We start from the raw sequence: 20,066 nt of genomic DNA, 5'->3' as shown, positions 1-20,066 counted from the left end.
GGGCCAGCGCGTTTTAATTCGTGGCCATTTTGCCCATCTGACCCTTGAAGAAGGTCAGGGCGTCGCCGTCATCGCGCATCTCAGCGCGCAGAACCTCACCCAGGACGATGGCGTGGTCGCCGCCTTCGTAAATGGCGGTCTGGCGGCATTCGAAACGGGCCAGACATCCATCCAGCACCGGCACCCCTTCGTTGTTCAGTTTCAGGCTTTCGCCTTTCAGCCCGGCAATATCCTTGGCCACGCGCCAGCACAGTTCATCCTGATCCGCGGCCAGAATATGGATCGCGTAGTGCTGGGCCTTCTCAAAGAAGGGGAAGCGGCGCGAGTTCTTATCGGGCGACCACAGCACCAGCGGCGGATCCAGCGACACGCTGGAAAAGCTGTTGGCGGTGATGGCAACCGGTCCGGCCTCAGACGGGGCGGTGACGATGGTCACGCCAGTGGCAAAGCGGCCAAAGGCATCGCGCAGCAGGCGGGTGTTGTTGGGGTCAGGCACAAAGCTCTGGCCTGAGGGGGCGAAATCCATATGCATCAGGGCACCTCCGTTCCCAGTGCGGCCTCATAAAGCAGGAACCAGGTTTCCCGATCCAACTGCACCTTCAGCGCGTCGGAAATGGTTTTGATCCGGTCCAGATTGTTGGTGCCCATCACCGGCAGGATCTTGGCCGGATGACGCAGCAGGAAGGCCACCGCCACGGCAGCGCGGTCGACACCCTGATCGGCGGCTATTGCGTCCAGACGCTGGGCCAATGGGCTGTCCCCGGTCATCAGGCTGCCACCACCCAAGGGCGACCATGCCATCAGCGGCGTTGCCTCTTTCTGATGGAAGGCCAGATCGCCGTTGGTGAAGGGGCTGATTTCGGCCAGCGAAATTTCAATCTGGTTGGTGACCAGCTTGGTTTTCATCGCCGATTGCAGCAGCTCCCAGTCCCAGGGGCGGAAGTTGGACACCCCGACCGAACGCACCTTGCCCGACGTGACCAGATCATCCAGCGCGGCACCGGTTTCATGGTGGTCCATCAGCGGGTCCGGACGGTGGATCAGCAGCAGGTCGATATGGTCAATCGCCATATCCCGCAGCGACATCTCAACTGAGGCTTCGATATGCGCACGCGAGGTGTCGTAGTATTTGACCTTCTTATCGGCGTAACGGCCAATCGGCGCGACGATGTCACATTTGGTGACGATCTCCATCTGGTTGCGCAGGGCCGGGTTTGCTTTCAGCGCGCCGCCCAGGATCGCCTCGGCGACATAGCCGCCGTAGATGTCAGCCTGGTCAAAGGTGGTGATGCCCTGATCCAGACAGGCCTGGATTTTGGCCTCAACCGTGGCAGGCGAGGTGTCTTCGACATCGCCGATGCGCCACATGCCGTAAATCAGCTGGCTGAAGGACAGATCAGAGGTGAGGGAAATGCGGTCCATTAGCGACGAACTCCTGCGCCAAGGGGGGTGAGGGGGGTAGCGGCCGGAACCCGGCCATATTCATGCGGCAGCGAACAGGTTTTGAGGTTCGGCAGAACCCGCTGGCCAAAGTGTTTTGCTTCTTCTTCATGCGGATACCCCGACAGGATGAAGGCCCGGATGCCCATTTTCTGATAGGCCTCCAGTTTTGACATAACCTGATCGGTGGAGCCGACAAGCGCCGCACCGCAGCCCGAACGGGCCCGGCCAACGCCGGTCCAGAGGTTGGGCTCGATGTAGCCGTCATCATCAGCGATATCGCGGTTCTTGGCCTGATGGCTGACACCCAGCGATTTGGCGTCCAGCGCCCGTTCCCGGATCGCCTTGCCCTGATCGTCATCCAGTTTGGACACGATGTGATCGGCGTATTCGCGCGCCTCTGCCTCAGTGTCGCGTACGATCACATGGACGCGCAGACCATAGTCCAGCGTGCGGCCGTGTTTCTCGGCAACGGCGTGGACGGCCTTCATCCGGCCTTCCAGCTCTTCCATCTTTTCCGGCCACATCAGGTAGACGTCGCAATGTTCACCACACAGCTCCAGCGCGTCGGGCGAATAGCCCCCGAAGTACAAGAGCGGACCGCCAGTCTGATAGGGGCGCACCGGATCCGTGGTCAGGCCGGAGAAGTTATAGACCTGACCGGCGTGGTTGATCTCATCCCGGGTCCAGGCCTGTTTCAGGATCTCCACCACTTCACGCGAGCGCTGGTAACGGTAGGGGCTGTCAGCTTTTTCACCGGGGAAGTCCGAGGAGATGATGTTGACCGTCAGGCGGCCTTCCAGCATGTGATCCAGCGTCGCGATGGTGCGGGCCAGCATGATCGGCTGCATCTCACCGCAGCGTACCGCGGCCAGCATGTTGATCTTTTCGGTGATTGGCGCACAGCCCGCGACAAAGCTCAGCGTGTCCTGACCCACCTGATAGGACGAGGGGCACAGGATATTGCGGAAGCCCTGCGCCTCGGCGGTTTTTACGATGTCTGAGCAATGCGACCAGGATGACCGCAGGTCCCCCTCAGGCACGCCCAGAAACTGATAGTCGTCGGAACAGAGTGCGGCGAACCAAGAAACCTCGGCCGCATCCAGGCCAGCTGAGGTGATTGGGACAACTGTCATGCGAATTCCTCCCGAGATTTCGCGGTTATTCGTTTTCGTTCGATTTACCCTTGCATAGCAATCGCTTTGATGTAGATCAATGGTGCATCAATTTTCCTGAGACGAGGGAGGAAGGTCACAGGATGTATGAGAAAGGCGATCGGCCCTCTGCGCTGCCGATCTATCTGCAAATCTCTGAAGTGCTGATCCGCGAGATCGCTGCGGGCCGCCTGGTGGATGGCTCACGCCTGCCGCCGGAACGTGAATTGGCCAAGCAACATGGGACCACCGTACGGACCCTACGGAAAGCGCTTGCAGAGCTAGAGAAACAAGGCCTGTTGGAACGGATCCAGGGCTCGGGCAATTATGTCCGGGCGGGCGGTGATGTCGACAGCGTCTATTCTATGTTCCGGCTGGAACTTGTCAGCGGCGGTGGCCTGCCCACGGCGGACATTCTGTCGATCGAGGAATGCGACAAAAGCGAAAATTTCCGCGCATTCGGGACATCAAAACGCGGCACGCGGATCAGGCGCCTGCGATTCTTGGACAAGCGCCCCATCGCGGTGGAGGAGATCTGGCTGGACCGGGATGCCGGGGCGGTGGAGCCCGCCCATGTCTCAGATTCGCTTTATCGCTACTACAAGATGAAGCTGGGGTTCTGGGTCACCCGGGCCGAGGATTACGTCAGCATTGGCACCACGCCGGATTGGGCGCCCGCAGGGTTTGGCAAACCGGCCGGGGCGTCGGTGGGCTACATCGAACGGCTGAGCTGGGCGCAGGCGCCCGCGCCGGTCGAATTTTCGCGAACATGGTTTGACACGGATGTTGCGCATTACGTGCAGCGTCTGAAGTGAGGAAGACAAATGAAGAAACAGGTTAACTATGGCATCATCGGCTGCGGCATGATGGGGCAGGAACATCTGCGCAATATCGCGCTTTTGGAGGGGGCAGAGGTCGCTGTGATCTTTGAACCCGATGCCGAGATGGCCGCGAAATCGCAGGCCATCGCACCAAAGGCGCGGATGGCGGCGGATGTGGCCGACCTGCTGTCAGAGCCGGATCTGGACTGCGTGCTGATCGCCAGCCCGAACTACCGCCATGTTGAACAGCTGGAACAGATGGCGGCGGAGCGTCCGGTGCCTGTGCTGGTGGAAAAACCGCTGTTCACCGATCCCGCTGATGTGGCCCGGTTGGACCAGTTTATTGCGACCTATCCCGCGCCGGTCTGGGTGGCGATGGAATACCGCTATATGCCGCCCATCGCGGCCTTGCTGGAGGCGGCAAAAGGCGCAACCGGGGGCATCAAAATGCTGACCATCCGTGAACACCGATTCCCGTTTCTGGAAAAAGTCGGCGATTGGAATCGATTCAACCGCTACACCGGCGGCACCTTCGTGGAAAAATGCTGCCACTTCTTTGACTTGATGCGTCTGGTTCTGGGGGCGGAGCCGGTCCGCGTGATGGCGTCAGGCGGTCAGGACGCCAACCACTTAATTGAAGAGTATGAAGGTGAGCGCCCGGATATCCTCGACAATGGCTATGTCATCGTGGACTTCGCCGGTGGCGCCCGCGCCATGCTGGAACTGTGCATGTTCGCCGAAGGCTCGCGCTATCAGGAAGAGGTCAGCGCGGTTGGCCCTGAAGGCAAGGTTGAGGCGCTGGTGCCCGGACCCGGACGGTTCTGGCCGGACCACCTGGGCGCACCGCCTGTGCCGCAACTGATTGAGAGCCCACGTGATCCCAAAGGCCCCGTTGTGCGGGAGATCCCGGTGGACCCGGAACTGTTGGAAGCGGGGGATCACAACGGCTCGACCTTCTATCAGCACCAGAAGTTTCTGGAACTGGTGCGCGGTGAACGTGACGGGCCCGAGGTCAGCTTCAACGACGGCAAAATGGCCGTTCTGATGGGGATGGCTGCCCAAATCTCGATGAAAGAGGGCCGCGTGGTGGAGATGGCTGAGCTGCTGTGAGGCTGCCCGCGCGTTAAGACAACAAAAGCCGCCCCGCAAGGGCGGCTTTCTTTTTTCGGGATCTGGCTTGGGTCAGTCAAATCTCTGATTTGGCCGCGCCCGAACCGCCCCCACGGGGCGGGCGCGTGCTAACTTCAAAGGTCAGCCTTTCTATCAGACTTCGCTCAGGATCTGGTCCAAGGCGTCTAGGATCATCTCGATCCCTTCTGCGTCCACAGAAAGCGGCGGGCGGATTTTCAGGATGTTGTCCTTCGGCCCTTCGCTGCCCAACAGGATCCGATGCGCCCGCATGCGGTTTTTGACGTAGGAGGCAATCTCGGTCCCTTCACGGCGGCTGTCTGCGTCGGTGATCAGTTCCACCCCGACAAACAGGCCCATGCCGCGCACGTCGCCCACGACCTCATACTTGGCCTCCAACGCCTTCAGCCCCACCATCAGCTTGTCACCCATCGCCTTGGCGTTGGCTTGCAGGCCTTCGTCATCAACGATGTCCAAAACCTCCTTGCCGATGCGGCAGGACAGGTTGGATCCGCCGAAGGTTGAGAAGAACTCAGGCCCCTTAGCGAAGCTTTCGGCGATGGCTTTGGTGGTGACCAACACGCCCAGCGGGTGGCCGTTGCCGATTGGTTTGCCCATGACCACGATGTCAGGCAGGGCGCCCTGGTGCTCAAAACCGAAGTAGTATTCGCCCAAACGGCCCAGCCCGGTCTGCACCTCATCTGCGATACAGACACCGCCAGCCGCGCGGATTTTCTCATAAACCGCAGGCAGATAGCCCTTGGGCGGAATGATCTGCCCACCGACCGATGGGAAGGTTTCGGCGATGAAGCCCGCAACGCCATGGCCCTTGTCTTGCAGCGCTGCAATCGCGGGATCGACCAAGTCGGCGTATTTCTGGGCGCGGTCTGCATCATCCCGGCCAAAACGGCCGCGATAGTCATCGGCCACCTCAACCAGTTCCACCCAGTCAGACTGCCCGACGCCGCCCTTGGCGTTGAATTTATAGGCCGAGATATCGATCACCCCGGTGGTGTTGCCATGATAGCCGTGATCGGGCGTCACCATGCCCTTCGCCCCGGTGTGGGCGCGGGCCAGACGCAGGGCCAGTTCATTCGCCTCCGTGCCGGAGTTCACAAAGAAACAGACCTCAAACGGGTCTGGCAGTTTCGACAGCACTTTTTCAGCAAAAGCGGTCTGGGCGGGGTGCAGATAGCGGGTGTTGGAGTTCATCCGCTTCAGCTGATCCGCTGCTACGGCCTGAATGCGCGGATGGGCGTGGCCCACATGTGGCACGTTGTTATAGGCGTCCAGATAGGGGCGACCCCATTCGTCAAACAGGTGGTGTTTCCAGCCGCGCACCAGCATGACCGGATCCTTGTAGGTCAGGCTGAGGTTACCGCCAAAATGCGCTTTGCGACCGGCCAGAACCTCGGCCTTGTTGGTCGGCTCATAGCGCACCTTGTCGGCGGGCAGATTGAGCAGCGCGGCGGGGTTGGGGCAGACCCCTTCCCACAGGTACATCTCATCAGGATCGCCCACACCGGGCCAGTCATGGCCCATGCCATCGGTGGTCAGTGCCAGCTGGAAATGGATATGCGGCGCCCAACCGCCGTTCTGGCTGGGGTCACCAAGGCGGGCAAACACCTCCCCCTTGGCCAGGTCTTGCCCGATGGTCAGCGTGTCGACCACATCCGCGGCCAGATGGCCGTAGAGCGTATAGAACGTATCGCCCTTAGGCGTCTCATGGCTGAGGATCACCACCCCGCCATAATCCAAATGGCCGGTGCGGTTTTCCACCACATGCACCTTGGCCGCCATCGGTGTGGCCACGGCCGTGTCTGCGGGCGCAAAGACATCCACCGCCAAATGCACCGTGCGCCGGTTTGAGGCCTTCCACGGCCCTTTGCGGAAGGCGGGTTCGGCGTAGATCAAGCGTGGTTCGTTGTAGTAGCCGATCCACCAGCCGTCCTGGTCGCCATACTCCGCGCCCAGCTGGGCGGCTTCCTCAATCGGCATGTCAAAGGGGTTCTGCGGCTCCGCGCAGTTTTCAACCGAGAGGGACCCCATCGGCACATCCGCCAGATCGCGGCCCATTACGGGGGCAAAATTGCCCTGTTCGGCGGCCAGGAAGGCATGGATGCGCTCGGCCGCATTGGTCACCGGCAGGCCACAAGCAGCGCGAAGGCGGGCCTTCAGCAGGCCGGGGTGTTCATTGTCACGCTCCAGATAGCGCCAGGCCGGGGCCTGTGAGATGGTCACATAGGGATCATCGGGGTTGTCTGCCGCCTCAATGGTGGAGTTCACAACCGAAACCGCCAGCCGCAACCGCAGCAGTGGCTCGATCATGTCGACCTCGGCCGCGGTCAGCGGGTTTTGGATGTGATAGCCCGCCACCAGATGGGCCAGCGCCACCTCAGGCGCGGGGTGGTCCAGCACGATATAGGCTGCAGCAATGGCAAGGTTGCAGATCCGCGGTGCGGCGCACATATCGCCAAAATCGATCACGCCTGACACCTGCTGCGGTTCATAGGCGCCGCCGGTGACCAACACATTGTAATCATTGACGTCGTTGTGGATCGCCTGTTTCGGCAGGGTCATCAGGCGTGGCCAGATCAGCGCCACATCAGACAGGATGCCATGCAAAATGCCCTGACGTGTCAGATCGCTGGTGACCTGCGTGTGCCCGCCGATCCATTGGCCCTGCATCAGGTCCCATTTGAAATCGCGCGTCAGCGCCGGGTGCTGGAAATCCGCCATCGCCAGATCGGTGGCGCCCAGGATCTGGCCCAACTCCTCGATCAGTTCGGGCGTCTTGGGGCTGTGTTTGGCGTAGCACTGGCCCGGCAGCTTCTCCAGCAGCCAGCACAGGCGATCCTGGCCCTGTTCATCCTGCAGCGTGGCAATGGTGGCGCCGTCTTTGGTGGCGATCACCTTGGGGTAGGGCAGGGCGTCGGATTTTTCGGCAATATGGGCCATGGCGGCGACCTGCATCTCAATCAGATCGGCGGCACAGCCGGGGCGCATGACCTTCAGCACAAAATCGCCCCGCGCGCCGGCCTCAGCCAGAATGTTCAGGTCATATTCACCGTCGAGCCCGGTCAGCTCAGCCTCAATACCCCAGGCCGCTTTCAGGGCCGCTTGCCAATGTGTCATGCCATCCTCCTGACATCCGCCCAATGCCGGAGTGTGCGGCGGATTTGGGCAAAACCTCGTTGCCCACTTGGTAGACGGTTTTGCCAGCGACCCCAAGGCGGAATGGATAAAATATCCACCAAACACTGTGCGATTTGATCAAAGCATCATCGGGGCTGATGGAATTAACGCTGGCGGCTTTTTTCCACCAGAAAGTCGATCATTGCGCGGGTTTTGGAGGGCATGTTTTCCTTGGAGGGGTAGAGCACATGCACGCCGGAGGGCGGGCGCTGATAGTCCTGAAGCAGGCTGACCAAGCGGCCCTGCGCCAATTCCTCACGGCAGGCCAGTTCGGGCAGGCGGGTGATGCCGACGCCCAGCAGGGCCAGCATTTTTTCCGTTTCCGCAGCGTTACAGCGCACTCTTGGGCTGACAGGCACGCGGGTGGTGCCGCCGTCTGGCAGGTAGAAATCCCAATGCTGTGTGGTCTGGTGGAAGGAGAAATCGATCAGGCTGTGGCCGGCCAAATCCTCCGGCACCTGCGGCGTGCCATGGTGGGCCAGATAGGCAGGGGAGGCGATCATCACGCCGGGGGTGCGAAACAGCTCGCGCGCGATTAGATCGGATTCCGGCAGGGTGCCGATCCGTACCGCCAGATCGATCGCCTCCCCCACCAGATCGGCGCGGCGCTCCGAAATGTCGATTTGCAGGCTGACCTCCGGGTAGCGCTCCAGAAACTCGGGCAGCCAGTGATGCAGGCAGCTTTGGGCAAAGATCACCGGCACACTCATCCGCAATTCCCCAAAGGGCCGGTCCCCCAATGCGTGCAGCCGGTCCTGCACCGCGCCAGCATCTTCGACCAGACGGCGGGCGTTGTCATAGTAGATCTGCCCCGCCTCGGTCAGGCTGATCCGTCGGGTGGTGCGGTTGAGCAGCCGCGTGCCCAGCCGGGTTTCCAGCCGCTGGATTTCTTTGCTGACATGGCTGGGGGTGTGGCCCAGCAGCTTGGCCGCCGCCGAGAAGGAGGTCTGATCGACTACGGCGCAGAACAGCACCATGCCGTCGAAGATGTCGCGATTATGATCCATATGGAAATAATGCCGTTCTTACTGAGGTATTATCATTCAGATACCGCAGGGATACCTTCAGATCAAGCCAAGGCGCAGCCCAGACAGGTCCGCAAGACAGGAAACGGGCACCGCCACATCGCAAGAGATCAGAAAGGACAGACCATGCTGGATATTGCCAACTTCGACCACATCGGCATTCGCATCAGTGACCGGGCCGCCTCGGTCGCCTTCTATGAAAAACTGGGGTTTGAGATGATCGCAGACGGCGGTTTTGACCACGGTCATCCGCTGGTGATGCTGCATCCTTCGGGCATCAACATTAACCTCTTGGGCCCGGCCACTGCCGGCGGCGGGCGCAACGTTCTGATGGATGAGGACGAAAAACTGCCCGGCATCACCCATCTGGCTGTGAAGGTGAAAGACGCTGACGCGACTGAGGCTTTCGTCACCGCCGAAGGCATCGCCATCACCGGCCGTCGCGCATTTCGCGGCACCAAGACCATCTTCATCCGGGACCCTGACCGCAATGTTCTGGAACTGGTCGGCCCCGGCCCCTCGGTGGCCAACCTGATCCGCGACGCGGTGCACGGCTGATCCCTCACCCCTCTCAACGCAATCAAAGACCTCCAAAGGAAACGCGAACATGACCTCTTTCTTCAAACCCCTCGCCACCGCGCTGAGCCTGACCTTGGCCACCACCGCCCTGCCTGCACTGGCCGAAACGCCACTGTTTAAATCGGTTAACGGTGTGGTCACCTACCCTGAGGGTTATCAGGGCACCACGCCGCGCGCTGCGGATGAGGATCCCTTCCTGTCGCCGGAAAACGCGGCGCTGATCCTGATCGACTACCAGCCGCCCATTCTGGCAGGCGTGCGCAACATCGACCATGAAGAGCTGATCAACAACACCACCGGCCTGATCAAAACCGCCGTGCTCTACGATATCCCGATCATCTTCAGCCACGTTGCTGTCGGTCTGAACGGCTATGATCCGATGATCGAAGAGCTGCGCGCACTGGCCCCCGATGCGGTCTTCATCGACCGCACCAACGTCAACGCCTGGGAAGAGCCCGAGTTTGTGGCTGCGGTTGAGGCGGCAGGCCGTCAGAAGCTGATCATGGGGGGGGCTCTGGACCGATGTCTGCCTCGCCTATCCGGCGATCGAGGCCGAAAAGGCGGGCTATGACGTCTATGTCCCCGAAGACACCGTCGGCAGCTTCACCCAAACCTCGTATGAAAACGGCATGCGCCGGATGATTGCCGCCGGGGTGGAGCCGATCACCTGGAACGTTGTGCCTGCGGAACTGCAGCGGGATCACGCCCGCACCGATGTCCTGCCCGAGGTGACTGCGATCTTCATGGAATACCTCTTCAAGGTGGATCCCAACACCACCTGGTAACGCCAGATCCGTCAGGGCTGCGGCCCTGACAGCCTCCCCATTAAAGCCCCCCAAATCACAGATATCACATAAGGAAACGCGACAATGAAACTCTACTCCGCCCCCGGCACCTGCGCCACCGCCATGCACATCGTTCTGGAATGGATCGGCAAACCCTATGAGGTTGAGCACCTCGATTTTGCCGGCATGAAAAGCCCCGAATACCTGAAACTGAACCCGCAGGGTGTTGTGCCGACGTTTGTGGATCAGGACGGTCCCTTGGCCGAAGGTCTGGCGATCCTGCTGCGTCTGGTGGATCAGAACCCGGATGCAGGCGTTGGCCCGGCCACGGGCGAGGCAGGCCGCGATGAGATGTACCAGTGGCTTGCCTATCTTTCGGCCACGCTGCACCCGTTCTTCTGGCCTTACTTCATGCCTGGCCGTTACCACGCCGACGCAGCACAGCACGATGCGGTGCGTCAGGCCGCGCAAGAGCGGGTTGATGTTGCCCTGACCGTGATTGACCAGCACCTGGAAGGCAAAGACTGGATGCTGGGTGATCAGAAATCGGTTGTGGATGCTTTCCTCTACCCGATGGCGGGCTGGGCCTATGGCTTTGACAAACCAACCTCGGCCTATCCGAATGTGGATCGTGTGATCCGTCAACTGGCAGCCGATCCTGCGGTTCAGGCCGTGCACGCGGCACAGGGCACCAAGGCCAAGGTTGATGTGTCCCAAGACACCGCCGCCTGATGTTTGAGGGGTATCATCAACCGCAACACCATGTTGCGATGCGGGACGGATTGCCGGTGGCGCTCCGTCCCACCCTGCTGGAGGAGGCCGAAAGCGATTGGCGCAGCCACCCGCGCTATGCTGGCAAGGCTCGCTTCTTCATGAACATCCACCGTCAGCTGATTGATGGATCAGCGCAGCTGGCCGGGGCGCTGGAACAGTTGCGTGACGCCCCTGAAAGTGAGGTCAAAGACCACCTGCGGGGATGAACCTGCTGGCGGGCGCCGATCACCTGATCCGCTTTGCCCATCGCCATCATGAGATTGAGGATCACGGCTACTTCCCGCAGTTCATCCGGCTATATCCGCAGCTGGAGCGTGCTTTGGGACTGATGGATAGTGATCACGACATTCTGGAAACCGCTCTGCATGGGGTCGAGGACGGGCTGCGGACCCTGAAACAGGGCGAGGTTAACCGCGATACGCTTATGGCGCTGCACAGGGACGCCAAGGCGCTGAACAAAGTGCTGGAACGGCACATCATGGACGAGGAAGAGGTGATCATCCCCATCTTCCTGCGTCACGGCTGAGGGACATAGAGATGACAGAGACACCTGCAAACCCGATGACCTCGGCCCCGGTGAACGCGATGCTGTTCAAAATGGCGGCACCGATCAGCATCGGCATGATGTCGACCTTTCTGTTCCAGATCGTCGACACTTATTTCGTCGGTCAGCTTGGCGCGCTGCCCTTGGCGGCACTGGCCTTTTCGGCCTCGGTTTACCTGATTTTCGTTTCAGCCTTTATTGGCCTGTCGGTGGGGGCCTCCTCACTGGTGGCCAAGGCCGGTGGGGCAGGGGACCGCGCCCAGATGGCCCGTGTGGGCACTTTGGCGGTCCTGTTGGCCTTCACGCTTTCGGCTCTGCTCGCCTATCTGGCACGTCTGATGATCGTGCCGATGTTCACCCTGCTGGGCGCGGATGCGGCGACCCTGCCGTTGATCCATGACTATATGGCCACGCTCTACCTTGGCTTTCCCTTCCTGATGGCGGGCATTGTTGGCTCCGGCGCGGTGCGGGCTTCGGGCGTGTTTATCCGGACTGAGGTGGTCTTTGCCATTGCGGGTGTGATCAACCTCGTCTTCGACTATCTGCTGATCTTTGGCATTGGGCCCTTCCCCGAAATGGGGCTGGCCGGTGCGGCGCTGGCAACCGTGCTGAGCTTTGCGTTCATATTCGTCGGGGTGCTGGCAATCATGGCGCGCGAAGGTCTGTTGGGCCGGTTGCCCCTGTCGGGGCTTGGCACCACCAGTCGCGGGTTGGCGCAGATCGCGCTGCCGATGGTGGGAATGCAGCTACTGGTTCCCGCGACGGGCATGTTTGTGACCTGGCTCTTGGCGGGCTTTGGCCCTGAAACCGTCGCCGCCTATGGCGTGGCCGCCCGAATCGAGGCGCTGGCGATGATCGGAATTTTTGCCATCTCTGCCGCCATGACACCCTTTGTGGCGCAGAACTTCGGCGCTGCGGCGCATGACCGGATCGACCGCGCAGTGGTCTTTGCGGGCAAGGTCAACATGTACATGGGCGCGGCCCTTTGGATCGTGTTGGCGCTGTCCGGCCCCTATCTGGCGCAGATCTTCTCGGACGATCCGGTGGTGGTGCGCTTTGTGACGCTCTACTTCCGCATTGTGGCCTTGAGCTATGGGTTTGTTGGGCTGATCAACGTGACCTCCGCCATCTTCAACGGGCTGCAGCTGCCACGCCAGTCGCTGAAAATCTCGCTGGTGAAGGCGCTGGTGTTCACCGTGCCCGTGCTGCTGATCGCGGCGCCCTTCGGGATCGTGGCGGTGCTGGTCGGGCTGAGCTTTGGCAATATCGCGGCAGGCATTTATGCCGGACGTCTGATGCGGGCGAGCGAGCAGAAGTATAACCGTCCCATAGCCGACGACAGCATCCTTGGTGAAGCGCTGAAAGACATCCGCCGTCTGTTCGGTCGCTGATCTTGGAACCAAATGGGCGTGGCGGGGTCAGACCCGCCAGCCCAGCAACCGCCGTTCAATCCAGCCGATGACGGTTGAGACCACAACACCCAAAAGCGACAGGATCACCACACCGGCAAACAGCCGTTCCAGATCATAGAGCGAACCCGCCTCAAGGATATAGGCGCCAATGCCATACTCCGCGCCCAGCATTTCGGCGGCGACCAGCAGGATGATCGCAATCGCCAGCGAAATGCGCAGCCCTGACAGGATGCCGGGCATCGCGCCGGGCAGGACAATTTTGCGCACGATGCTTTGCCAGCTAAGGCCAAAGCTCTGCCCCATGCGGATCAGCGAACGGTCCACATTGTCCACCGCGCCATAGGTGGCCACCACGGTCGGGGTGAAAGTGCCAAAAGCGATCAGCGCATATTTGGAGCCTTCATCAATGCCGAACCAGATCACAAACAGCGGCAGCAGTGCGATTTTCGGGATCGGAAAGATTGCCGCCACCAGTGGCACCAGACCGGCGCGGATGTAGCTGGATAGTCCAATAAGGATGCCGACCGACACCCCAACAGATGCGCCAATCGCGGCACCGATCAGCAGCCGGGTCAGCGAAGGTTTCAGGTGTTTGAACAGCAGGCCCGAGGACCAAAGCTCTTGAAATGTCGCCAGAACATCTGACGGGCGCGGCAGTGTCAGCGCAGAGATCCAGCCCGAACGGGTGCCCCATTCGACCAGCGCAATCAGCAGCACAAAGAGCAGTGGCGCAACCCAACGACGGGATTTGGGGGCAAAGCCGCCGCCGCGAAACCGGACCTCGATACCGTCTTGGGAATTGATCTGTTCAGACATCCAACAGCTCCTCATCTGCGGCGCGGGCCTCATCGCGCATCAAGGTCCAGAGGTGTTTTTGCACCTCCTCCAGATCGCGGTCGCCATAGCCACGTTCGGCCAGGGGTTTATCGATCTCTACCACCTCACGGATTTCGCCCGGACGGCGGGACAGCACGACGATGGCATGGCCCAGACGCACCGCCTCGGCCAAATTGTGGGTGACATAGACGGCGGTAAACGGTTGGCGGGTCCAGAGCGCCACCAGATCATCCATCAGCAATTCGCGGGTCTGGCTGTCGAGCGCCGAAAGCGGTTCATCCATCAGCATCACCGAAGGATTCACCGCGAGCGCCCGGGCAATCGCTACCCGCTGCTTCATCCCGCCCGACAGCTGTTTTGGCAACGCCTTGGCAAAATCGCTCAGCTTTGTGCGGGCCAGCACATCGTCAATGATCCGTTCCGCCGCCGCGCCTTTGATGCCGTGATCTTCCAGCACCAGAGAGATATTGCCGCGCACCGAACGCCAGGGCAGCAGGGCAAAGTCCTGAAACACGTAAGTCAACGGGTTAAGGCTGTCCTTGGGCGGCTCACCAACCTGCAACACGCGGCCCGCTGTGGGGCGTTCCAACCCGCCGATCATCCGCAAAAGCGTGGATTTGCCACAGCCCGAGGGGCCCACCAGACAGACAATGCGCCCCTGCGGGATTTCCAAAGAGATGTCGCGCAGCACCTCGGTGTCGCCATAGGCATGGGTGATCTTATCTAAGCGCAGGTCCATTGCGGCCTCTCATGAATTTTGAGGAAGTCACTGTGACTACAGATAAATTACAACTGCGCCCGGCCGGAACCCGTGAGTGGCGTGGCCGGGCGCAGAGGGGGGTCAAGCTTCGAACGTATCGACGTAGCTTGTGTCCAGAAGCGTATCGAGGGTGATGTGGTCCTTGACCAGACCCTCGCTCTGGAACCAGTTCAGCTGATCTTTGACCGAGGCCACGTTCAGCTTGGAACCTTCATTCAGGCGCATGGTACCATTGATGATCGACGGCGCAGCCTTTTCACGCGGCCGGTCGGTGTAGACATATTTGTGGATCAGATCGACCATCTCATCGACACCGGCATCGCCGCCTGCGCGGTCAATCATGGTGCTGTTGTAGTCGCTGACACCTTTGCCAAACCCGGCAAGGAAATCAGCGGTCTGGCCACGTTCATCCGCCGCGTTTTTCGCGGAGGTGAAGACGGTGGTGACCTGATAATGCGGCAGGTAATCCGACACATTGCCGATGATATGCACCGCGCCAGACCCCGCCAGCGGCTTGGCGATATGCGGCACGATGGACCAGGCATCGATCTGGCCGGATTTCAGCGCACCGATGATGGCGCCCACTTTCTGCAGCGGTTTGAAGGACATCTCAACGCCTTCTGCCGCCGCAACCTTGGAGCCCGTATAGTGGAAGCTGGACCCGGCAGTGGACATACCAAAAGTCTTGCCCCCCAGTGCTGCTGGAGAGGTCAGGCCTGCCTGATAGGCCGCGTCGGAGGCCAGGATCTTCTGGCCATCAATGCCCGGCTCTTCGCTCAGTGCGCCACCGATCACTTTGATCGCGCCTTTGTCGGCGAGTGAGATCAGACCGCCGGAAATCGCGGTCACCGCATAGTCCACATCGCCTGATGCAATGGCCACGGCCATCGGCTGCGCGGCCTGGAAGAACTTCAGCTCAACATCCAGACCCGCTTCGGCGAAATAGTTGCGTTCCTGCGCGATGAAGCTGCCGGAATGTGAGGTGAAGCGCAACGCGCCCACAGTGATTTTCTTGTTCATGGCAATGGCCGGGGCGGCCAGGCTGCTGGCCGCAGCAGCGCCGGGGAGGCCCCCGAAAAGGCCTAATGTCTGACGACGGTTGAATTTGGTCATGATCTCCTCCCTCATTGACCCTGTGACAGGTGCGAAGCACCCAAATCTTCGATGATATCCTGTTCCAACAGATGCAGCGCCACGGCGCTGTTGCGCGCCAGCACGGCCTCCTGCAGGGCACGCGCGCGGTTGCTGCGGGCGGCAAAATCGATCCGCCCTTCGCGCAGCCGCGCCAGTCGGAAGCGGCGCGATTGATTGTAAAACTGATCCGCCATCGCCATCAGCCGGGGCGAGCCGGAGGCCGAAATCAGCGCGCTTGACAGCGTGTGGCAGGCCTCATCCCAGGTCAGGGCGGTCAGATCATCCGGGCTGGCCTGCACCTCAGCCTCGGCACGTCTCAGGGCGTGAAAGGCTGCTACCACGCGGGTTTCCCAGGCGATATCACCGGCCTTCATCGACCGGTCCAGCCCCAGCTTTTCGCATTCCAGCCGCATCAACAGGATATCGCGCAGATCTTCCTCGGTGGCGGAGGTGACGCGAAACCCGCGCTGCGAGGTTGCCTCGACCATGCCTTCAGCGGCCAGCATCCGCAGACATTCCCGCATGGAGTGGTTGGAACCACCATAGCTCTGGCGCAGCTGGTCGATCTTCAGCTTCTGATCCGGCGCCAGCACCGCAAAGGAAATGTCGCGCCTTATGGCCGATGCCAGCATGGCCACCACGGTCTCCTCTGTCTTTTTGCTTTTGCCGAACAGCACCATCATGCCTCGTTTTCAAAAATGTTGGATATTTTTGCGCTTGTTGGAGGTGTTGAGTCAATACGGTGAAACTCCGTGTTTTCCCGCCGTCGTCTGCGCCCCCTTTCAATGTTCCAAAAATACTCCCGCCGGAGGCGTTGCTCTGCCCAGCGTGGCCAGCGTAGGATTGGCGTGTTTCACATTACCCCCAACAGGTTTTCCAATGATCCGCCGATTTACCCTTGCTGTGACCGCCGTGCTGTTGCTGACCCCTCAAATTGCCCAAGCGGATGCCAAGCTGGAAAAGCAGTTCCAGACTTGGCTGCAGCAGGAGGTCTGGCCAGAAGCCAAGGCGGCAGGTGTGCGGCGTAAGACCTTTCAGGCGGCCTTCAAGGGGGTGACGCTGAAATTGGATCTGCCCGATCTGGTGATCCCCGGCAAAAAGGCCGGGCAACAGGTGCAAAAACAGGCCGAGTTTGGCCGACCTGCGCGGTACTTCACCCGCCAGACGCTGGATTACAACACCCGGGTGGGCAAGGAGCTGCGCGCGAAACACAGCGCGCTTCTGACCCGGTTGGAGAAACAGACCGGTGTGCCGGGGCGGATTCTGCTGGCGATCTGGGGCCGGGAAAGCGGTTTTGGCCGGGTGGCGATCAAACATGATGCGCTGCAGGTCTTGGGGACCAAAGGGTTCCTGTCGACCCGGGCGGATTATTTCACGGATGAGCTGATCGCGGCGCTGCAACTGATTGAGGCCGGCCATGCCAGTCCACGGGGGCTGAAATCCAGCTGGGCCGGGGCGCTGGGCCAGCCGCAGTTCATGCCGTCAAATGTTATGAAATACGGCGCCGATGGCGATGGCAATGGCACGGTGGATCTGTTCCGGTCTGAGGCTGACACGCTGGCCTCCATCGCGCGGTATCTCGCTGACCATGGTTGGGTTGGGGGCCGCGATTGGGGTTTTGAGGTCAATGTGCCTGCCAGCCTCTCCTGCGCGCTGGAGGGGCCGGATCAGGGGCGTAGCATCGCGGATTGGGCCGCGATGGGCATCACCCGCATCAACGGCCGTGCCTTCCCCGCGCATGAGGCTAAAGGGCAGGGCTATCTGATGTTGCCCTCCGGGCGGCACGGTCCGGCCTTTCTTGTGACGCCGAATTTCTACGTGTTGAAAGACTATAACGAAAGTGACCTCTACGCGCTGTTCGTCGGCCATGTCGGGGACCGCGTGCGTTACAACATGGGCGATTTCAAGGTTGGCTGGGGCAAGACGGACAGCCTGCTGCGCTCAGACGTGGCAGCGATGCAGCGCGGGTTGGAGGCCCTGGGCCATGACGTGGGCGGCGCTGACGGTCTGGCCGGGTTCCGCACCCGCCGCTCCATCGGGCGCTGGCAGGAGGCGCAGGGCCAGACCCCCACCTGTTGGCCCAGCAAGGCGATTGTTCGTCAGTTAAAGTAAGCGAGGCCCCGAAACATCGTCGCGATGTTCCGGGGCCTGGTTGGTTTTGGGATCAGACAAAATCCACGAAATTGGCGAAGGGCATTTCCCGCAGGCGGGTGCCGGTTGCAGCAAAGATCGCATTGGCCAGCGCGGCAGGTGCAGGTGGCACTGGCGGCTCACCGATGCCTTTGATCTTGTCACCGTTTTCCAGCCCCTTGATGAAGATCTCAGGGCATTGGTAGAGGCGCATTGCCTCGGCACTGTCGAAGTTTGACTGCTCGGCCATCCCATCGGAATAGGTGATCTCACAGTTCATTGCGTGGCCCAGCCCCCAGACAACGCCGCCCTGCATCAGGTTTTCAAAGTTCACCGGATCGATGATCTGACCAACATCGGCAACCACAAAGGCCTTGTCGATCTTGATGCCGTCTTCGGTGGCGGTGACCTCAATCACCTCGGCGGTGGGCACGCCGAAGCTTTCGACCATGGCGATGCCGCGGCCGCGGTTCGGGCCCAGATCACTGCCCCAGTTGGACATATCCGCGACGGTTTCCAGCACCTTGCGGTGGATCGGGTTGTTGACCAGCCGCAGCCGCTCCATCATCGGATCGGCGCCGGCCGCATGGCACAACTCGTCAAAGAACCCTTCGGCAAAGAACCCGTTGGAGGAGGCCCCAACCGACCGCCAGGAGCTGATCGGCGCCAGCGCAGGCGCTTTGTAGCCACGTACTCGTAGGTTCGGGATGTCAAAGGGCATGTTCCACGCGCCCGAGATGATCTGGGCATCCGGGCCCACGACGGGCTGTTCCAGACGCGCACCTTGTGAGGCCAGAACCGAGGGCATGGCGATCTGCAGATCCCAGGCATCCACCTTGCCGTCCTTCACCGCACCACGGGACCGCGACATGGCGATCTGACGCGGGAAGTCATGGGCAAAGTCTTCTTCGCGTGAATAGGTCAGTTTCACCGGCACGCCGGGCACTTGCCGGGCAATCTCGGTGGCGACCATGATGTTTTCAAATTCCAGCCGATGGCCAAAGCTGCCGCCGATGAACTGGTTGTGGAATGTGACCTTTTCCTGATCATCCAACCCCAAAGCACCGGCAACCTTCATTTGCAGGAAACGTGGCATCTGGTGGCCGGCCCAGATTTCAGCGCCGTCACTGTCGACCCGCACAATTGCGCTCAGCGGTTCCAGCGGCGCATGGGCGACATAGGGCGCGCGGTATTCGGCCTCCAAGACCTCAGCCCCCTCAAGGGCGGCATCAACATCGCCGTCTTTGCGCCAATCGGTGTCCAGCCGCTCCTCGGTGAAACTGTCAGACAGCACCTGCCAATGGCCGTCCATCTCAGCCGGGTAGGGGGCTTTGCCCCAGTCGATGTCAATCGCCTCCAGGGCCTGGAAGGCGCGCCAGGTGTTGTTGGCGATGACCGCCACACCCACCTTGGTGCGCCGGCGGGTCAGGCTGCCGTCCAGCTCGGGGTCCAGCATGTCGCCTTGCAGCACCAGCACCTTCTGAACACCGGGCATTTCCAGCGCGGCAGAGGCATCATAGCTCAGCATGGCGCCGCCCTGACGCGGGTTCACCTTGGCCGCGGCATGCACCATGCCGTCGATTTTCAGGTCTATGCCATAGGTCAGGGTGCCGGTGGATTTGGCAACGATATCCGTTCGCTGCATCGGTTTGCCGATCAGGCGCCAGTCTTTGGGATCGCGCAGGGTGACCTCGGTCACGGGATCAAGATCCGCTGCGGCCCCGGCCAGCGCGGTATAGGCCAGTTCCGTGCCGTCGGGCAGCTGCACCGCGCCGCGCGCTGTTTTCAGCTGATCCACAGGCACGCCAGACACCTTTGCGGCGGCCGCCTTCAGTGTTTCACGGGCCACGGCACCTGCGGCGCGCAGCTTTTCATATTGGTCGGGCATCGAGGACGATCCGCCGGTGCCCTGCAGGCCCATGACCTTGGTCAAGGCCCCCAGCGCGTTGCGGGTGGTGCGGGCGGCGAAACCCTCATCAAAGCTCATGAAGGGGGCCAGCTCCCCCGCCATTGCGGTGTTCCAATAGGTGGCGGCTGGTTTGCCAAAGCTGATTTCAACCTGATCCAGCTCCACATCCAGCTCTTCGGCGATCAGCGCAGCCTGGGCGGATTGCACGCCTTGGCCCTTGTCAGCATGGGGCGCGATCAGGGTGATCTTCTCGCTGGTAATTTTCACGAACGGGTTGATCGCCGCCTCACCCGCGGCCAGATCGGCGTCCAGCGGATTGTCATGCGGGCGCTTCACGGCGTAGGTGCCAAAGGCCACACCGCCGACGATGGCGGTGGCCCCAATCAGGAAGGCGCGGCGGGAGTATTTGCGCAAACGGGACTGCGGTTTGGTCATGGGT

The 20,066-nt window shown here is 61.0% G+C and carries 20 protein-coding genes and 1 pseudogene; 11 read left to right on the top strand and 10 right to left on the bottom strand.

All coding sequences use genetic code 11. From position 1 onward, the window contains the following. Positions 1–13: 13 nt before the first annotated feature. From ACORLH_RS15920 to ACORLH_RS15910, 3 genes are read right to left on the bottom strand one after another with little or no spacing between them, the layout of a single operon-like run. Positions 14–532 (bottom strand): flavin reductase family protein, encoded by a 519-nt coding sequence (locus ACORLH_RS15920; protein WP_420719762.1) that lies wholly within the window; start codon positions 530–532, stop codon positions 14–16. Beyond that, positions 532–1,422, bottom strand: a complete 891-nt coding sequence (locus tag ACORLH_RS15915; protein ID WP_321829322.1) for an aldo/keto reductase — start codon at positions 1,420–1,422, stop codon at positions 532–534. Before ACORLH_RS15915 ends, ACORLH_RS15920 begins: the two co-directional genes overlap by 1 nt. After that, positions 1,422–2,576: an LLM class flavin-dependent oxidoreductase gene (locus ACORLH_RS15910; protein WP_321829321.1), complete on the bottom strand. Its 1,155-nt coding sequence runs from the start codon at positions 2,574–2,576 to the stop codon at positions 1,422–1,424. Before ACORLH_RS15910 ends, ACORLH_RS15915 begins: the two co-directional genes overlap by 1 nt. A 122-nt stretch (positions 2,577–2,698) precedes the next feature. Between ACORLH_RS15910 and ACORLH_RS15905 the strand changes: the two genes are divergently transcribed. After that, on the top strand, positions 2,699–3,409 hold the full coding sequence (locus ACORLH_RS15905) for a GntR family transcriptional regulator (RefSeq protein WP_321829320.1): 711 nt from the start codon (positions 2,699–2,701) through the stop codon (positions 3,407–3,409). A 9-nt stretch (positions 3,410–3,418) separates the two neighbouring features. Beyond that, positions 3,419–4,525 (top strand): Gfo/Idh/MocA family oxidoreductase, encoded by a 1,107-nt coding sequence (locus ACORLH_RS15900; protein WP_321829319.1) that lies wholly within the window; start codon positions 3,419–3,421, stop codon positions 4,523–4,525. Positions 4,526–4,678: 153 nt separating this feature from the next. Here the strand turns inward: ACORLH_RS15900 and ACORLH_RS15895 are convergent, their stop codons facing one another. After that, entirely contained in the window at positions 4,679–7,678 is a 3,000-nt protein-coding gene (locus tag ACORLH_RS15895; protein WP_321829318.1) for an aminotransferase class III-fold pyridoxal phosphate-dependent enzyme, read from the bottom strand. Between the two features lie 164 nt (positions 7,679–7,842). Then, positions 7,843–8,745 carry a LysR family transcriptional regulator gene (locus tag ACORLH_RS15890; RefSeq protein ID WP_321829317.1) on the bottom strand — a complete coding sequence of 301 codons (903 nt, stop codon included), beginning with the start codon at positions 8,743–8,745 and terminating at the stop codon, positions 7,843–7,845. 144 nt (positions 8,746–8,889) lie between these two features. Here ACORLH_RS15890 and ACORLH_RS15885 point away from each other — a divergent pair, with 144 nt between their 5' ends. The 8 genes and pseudogenes from ACORLH_RS15885 (at position 8,890) to ACORLH_RS15850 (ending at position 12,836) form a co-directional block, all read left to right on the top strand. After that, a complete protein-coding gene (locus tag ACORLH_RS15885) occupies positions 8,890–9,321 on the top strand; it encodes a VOC family protein (RefSeq protein WP_321829316.1) in 432 nt (143 codons plus the stop codon). 49 nt (positions 9,322–9,370) lie between these two features. Further along, the gene (locus ACORLH_RS15880) at positions 9,371–9,913 is read left to right on the top strand and encodes an isochorismatase family protein (protein ID WP_321829315.1); all 543 of its coding nucleotides are present in this window, start codon (positions 9,371–9,373) and stop codon (positions 9,911–9,913) included. Continuing rightward, positions 9,888–9,956, top strand: a pseudogene (locus tag ACORLH_RS15875) (hypothetical protein); the annotation flags it as partial. The gene ACORLH_RS15880 and the pseudogene ACORLH_RS15875, both read left to right, overlap by 26 nt. Positions 9,957–9,971: 15 nt before the next feature. Beyond that, entirely contained in the window at positions 9,972–10,127 is a 156-nt protein-coding gene (locus ACORLH_RS15870) for a hypothetical protein (RefSeq protein ID WP_321829314.1), read from the top strand. An 84-nt stretch (positions 10,128–10,211) separates the two neighbouring features. Continuing rightward, a complete protein-coding gene (locus tag ACORLH_RS15865) occupies positions 10,212–10,859 on the top strand; it encodes a glutathione S-transferase family protein (protein ID WP_321829313.1) in 648 nt (215 codons plus the stop codon). Then, positions 10,859–11,107 (top strand): hypothetical protein, encoded by a 249-nt coding sequence (locus ACORLH_RS15860; protein WP_321829312.1) that lies wholly within the window; start codon positions 10,859–10,861, stop codon positions 11,105–11,107. The genes ACORLH_RS15865 and ACORLH_RS15860 overlap by 1 nt, the downstream gene beginning before the upstream one ends. Further along, positions 11,104–11,427 carry a hemerythrin domain-containing protein gene (locus ACORLH_RS15855; RefSeq protein ID WP_321829311.1) on the top strand — a complete coding sequence of 108 codons (324 nt, stop codon included), beginning with the start codon at positions 11,104–11,106 and terminating at the stop codon, positions 11,425–11,427. The genes ACORLH_RS15860 and ACORLH_RS15855 overlap by 4 nt, the downstream gene beginning before the upstream one ends. Positions 11,428–11,438: 11 nt before the next feature. After that, positions 11,439–12,836, top strand: coding sequence for an MATE family efflux transporter (locus tag ACORLH_RS15850; RefSeq protein WP_321829310.1), 1,398 nt, complete (start codon positions 11,439–11,441; stop codon positions 12,834–12,836). A gap of 27 nt (positions 12,837–12,863) precedes the next feature. Here the strand turns inward: ACORLH_RS15850 and ACORLH_RS15845 are convergent, their stop codons facing one another. The 4 genes from ACORLH_RS15845 to ACORLH_RS15830 all read right to left on the bottom strand — a co-directional run bounded on the left by ACORLH_RS15845 (position 12,864) and on the right by ACORLH_RS15830 (position 16,271). Further along, on the bottom strand, positions 12,864–13,673 hold the full coding sequence (locus tag ACORLH_RS15845) for an ABC transporter permease (RefSeq protein ID WP_321829309.1): 810 nt from the start codon (positions 13,671–13,673) through the stop codon (positions 12,864–12,866). After that, entirely contained in the window at positions 13,666–14,433 is a 768-nt protein-coding gene (locus ACORLH_RS15840; RefSeq protein WP_321829308.1) for an ABC transporter ATP-binding protein, read from the bottom strand. The genes ACORLH_RS15845 and ACORLH_RS15840 overlap by 8 nt, the downstream gene beginning before the upstream one ends. 102 nt (positions 14,434–14,535) lie before the next feature. Further along, positions 14,536–15,567, bottom strand: coding sequence for an ABC transporter substrate-binding protein (locus ACORLH_RS15835; RefSeq protein ID WP_321829307.1), 1,032 nt, complete (start codon positions 15,565–15,567; stop codon positions 14,536–14,538). Between the two features lie 11 nt (positions 15,568–15,578). Then, complete coding sequence (locus ACORLH_RS15830) at positions 15,579–16,271, bottom strand: GntR family transcriptional regulator (protein WP_321829306.1); 693 nt, start codon at positions 16,269–16,271, stop codon at positions 15,579–15,581. Positions 16,272–16,467: 196 nt separating this feature from the next. Between ACORLH_RS15830 and ACORLH_RS15825 the strand changes: the two genes are divergently transcribed. Then, a complete protein-coding gene (locus ACORLH_RS15825; RefSeq protein ID WP_321829305.1) occupies positions 16,468–17,700 on the top strand; it encodes a lytic murein transglycosylase in 1,233 nt (410 codons plus the stop codon). Positions 17,701–17,752: 52 nt separating this feature from the next. Here the strand turns inward: ACORLH_RS15825 and ACORLH_RS15820 are convergent, their stop codons facing one another. Next, a complete protein-coding gene (locus ACORLH_RS15820; RefSeq protein ID WP_321829303.1) occupies positions 17,753–20,062 on the bottom strand; it encodes a xanthine dehydrogenase family protein molybdopterin-binding subunit in 2,310 nt (769 codons plus the stop codon). Positions 20,063–20,066: the final 4 nt, after the last annotated feature.

The organism is Thalassovita sp., assembly GCF_963691685.1.
GTDB lineage: Bacteria > Pseudomonadota > Alphaproteobacteria > Rhodobacterales > Rhodobacteraceae > Thalassobius.
Note: the sequence above shows the minus strand (reverse complement) of the source record. Positions and strands in the feature narration are given on the sequence as shown.

What these genes read in the sequence shown, in the direction of transcription:
- ACORLH_RS15855 (WP_321829311.1), top strand. Translation starts at nt 11,104, where the DNA reads ATGAACCTGCTGGCGGGCGCCGATCACCTGATCCGCTTTGCCCATCGC.
- ACORLH_RS15905 (WP_321829320.1), top strand. Translation starts at nt 2,699, where the DNA reads ATGTATGAGAAAGGCGATCGGCCCTCTGCGCTGCCGATCTATCTGCAA.
- ACORLH_RS15910 (WP_321829321.1), bottom strand. Translation starts at nt 2,576, where the DNA reads ATGACAGTTGTCCCAATCACCTCAGCTGGCCTGGATGCGGCCGAGGTT.
- ACORLH_RS15900 (WP_321829319.1), top strand. Translation starts at nt 3,419, where the DNA reads ATGAAGAAACAGGTTAACTATGGCATCATCGGCTGCGGCATGATGGGG.
- ACORLH_RS15870 (WP_321829314.1), top strand. Translation starts at nt 9,972, where the DNA reads ATGCGCCGGATGATTGCCGCCGGGGTGGAGCCGATCACCTGGAACGTT.
- ACORLH_RS15890 (WP_321829317.1), bottom strand. Translation starts at nt 8,745, where the DNA reads ATGGATCATAATCGCGACATCTTCGACGGCATGGTGCTGTTCTGCGCC.
- ACORLH_RS15860 (WP_321829312.1), top strand. Translation starts at nt 10,859, where the DNA reads ATGTTTGAGGGGTATCATCAACCGCAACACCATGTTGCGATGCGGGAC.
- ACORLH_RS15830 (WP_321829306.1), bottom strand. Translation starts at nt 16,271, where the DNA reads ATGATGGTGCTGTTCGGCAAAAGCAAAAAGACAGAGGAGACCGTGGTG.
- ACORLH_RS15825 (WP_321829305.1), top strand. Translation starts at nt 16,468, where the DNA reads ATGATCCGCCGATTTACCCTTGCTGTGACCGCCGTGCTGTTGCTGACC.
- ACORLH_RS15895 (WP_321829318.1), bottom strand. Translation starts at nt 7,678, where the DNA reads ATGACACATTGGCAAGCGGCCCTGAAAGCGGCCTGGGGTATTGAGGCT.
- ACORLH_RS15880 (WP_321829315.1), top strand. Translation starts at nt 9,371, where the DNA reads ATGACCTCTTTCTTCAAACCCCTCGCCACCGCGCTGAGCCTGACCTTG.
- ACORLH_RS15820 (WP_321829303.1), bottom strand. Translation starts at nt 20,062, where the DNA reads ATGACCAAACCGCAGTCCCGTTTGCGCAAATACTCCCGCCGCGCCTTC.
- ACORLH_RS15840 (WP_321829308.1), bottom strand. Translation starts at nt 14,433, where the DNA reads ATGGACCTGCGCTTAGATAAGATCACCCATGCCTATGGCGACACCGAG.
- ACORLH_RS15850 (WP_321829310.1), top strand. Translation starts at nt 11,439, where the DNA reads ATGACAGAGACACCTGCAAACCCGATGACCTCGGCCCCGGTGAACGCG.
- ACORLH_RS15885 (WP_321829316.1), top strand. Translation starts at nt 8,890, where the DNA reads ATGCTGGATATTGCCAACTTCGACCACATCGGCATTCGCATCAGTGAC.
- ACORLH_RS15865 (WP_321829313.1), top strand. Translation starts at nt 10,212, where the DNA reads ATGAAACTCTACTCCGCCCCCGGCACCTGCGCCACCGCCATGCACATC.
- ACORLH_RS15920 (WP_420719762.1), bottom strand. Translation starts at nt 532, where the DNA reads ATGCATATGGATTTCGCCCCCTCAGGCCAGAGCTTTGTGCCTGACCCC.
- ACORLH_RS15915 (WP_321829322.1), bottom strand. Translation starts at nt 1,422, where the DNA reads ATGGACCGCATTTCCCTCACCTCTGATCTGTCCTTCAGCCAGCTGATT.
- ACORLH_RS15835 (WP_321829307.1), bottom strand. Translation starts at nt 15,567, where the DNA reads ATGACCAAATTCAACCGTCGTCAGACATTAGGCCTTTTCGGGGGCCTC.
- ACORLH_RS15845 (WP_321829309.1), bottom strand. Translation starts at nt 13,673, where the DNA reads ATGTCTGAACAGATCAATTCCCAAGACGGTATCGAGGTCCGGTTTCGC.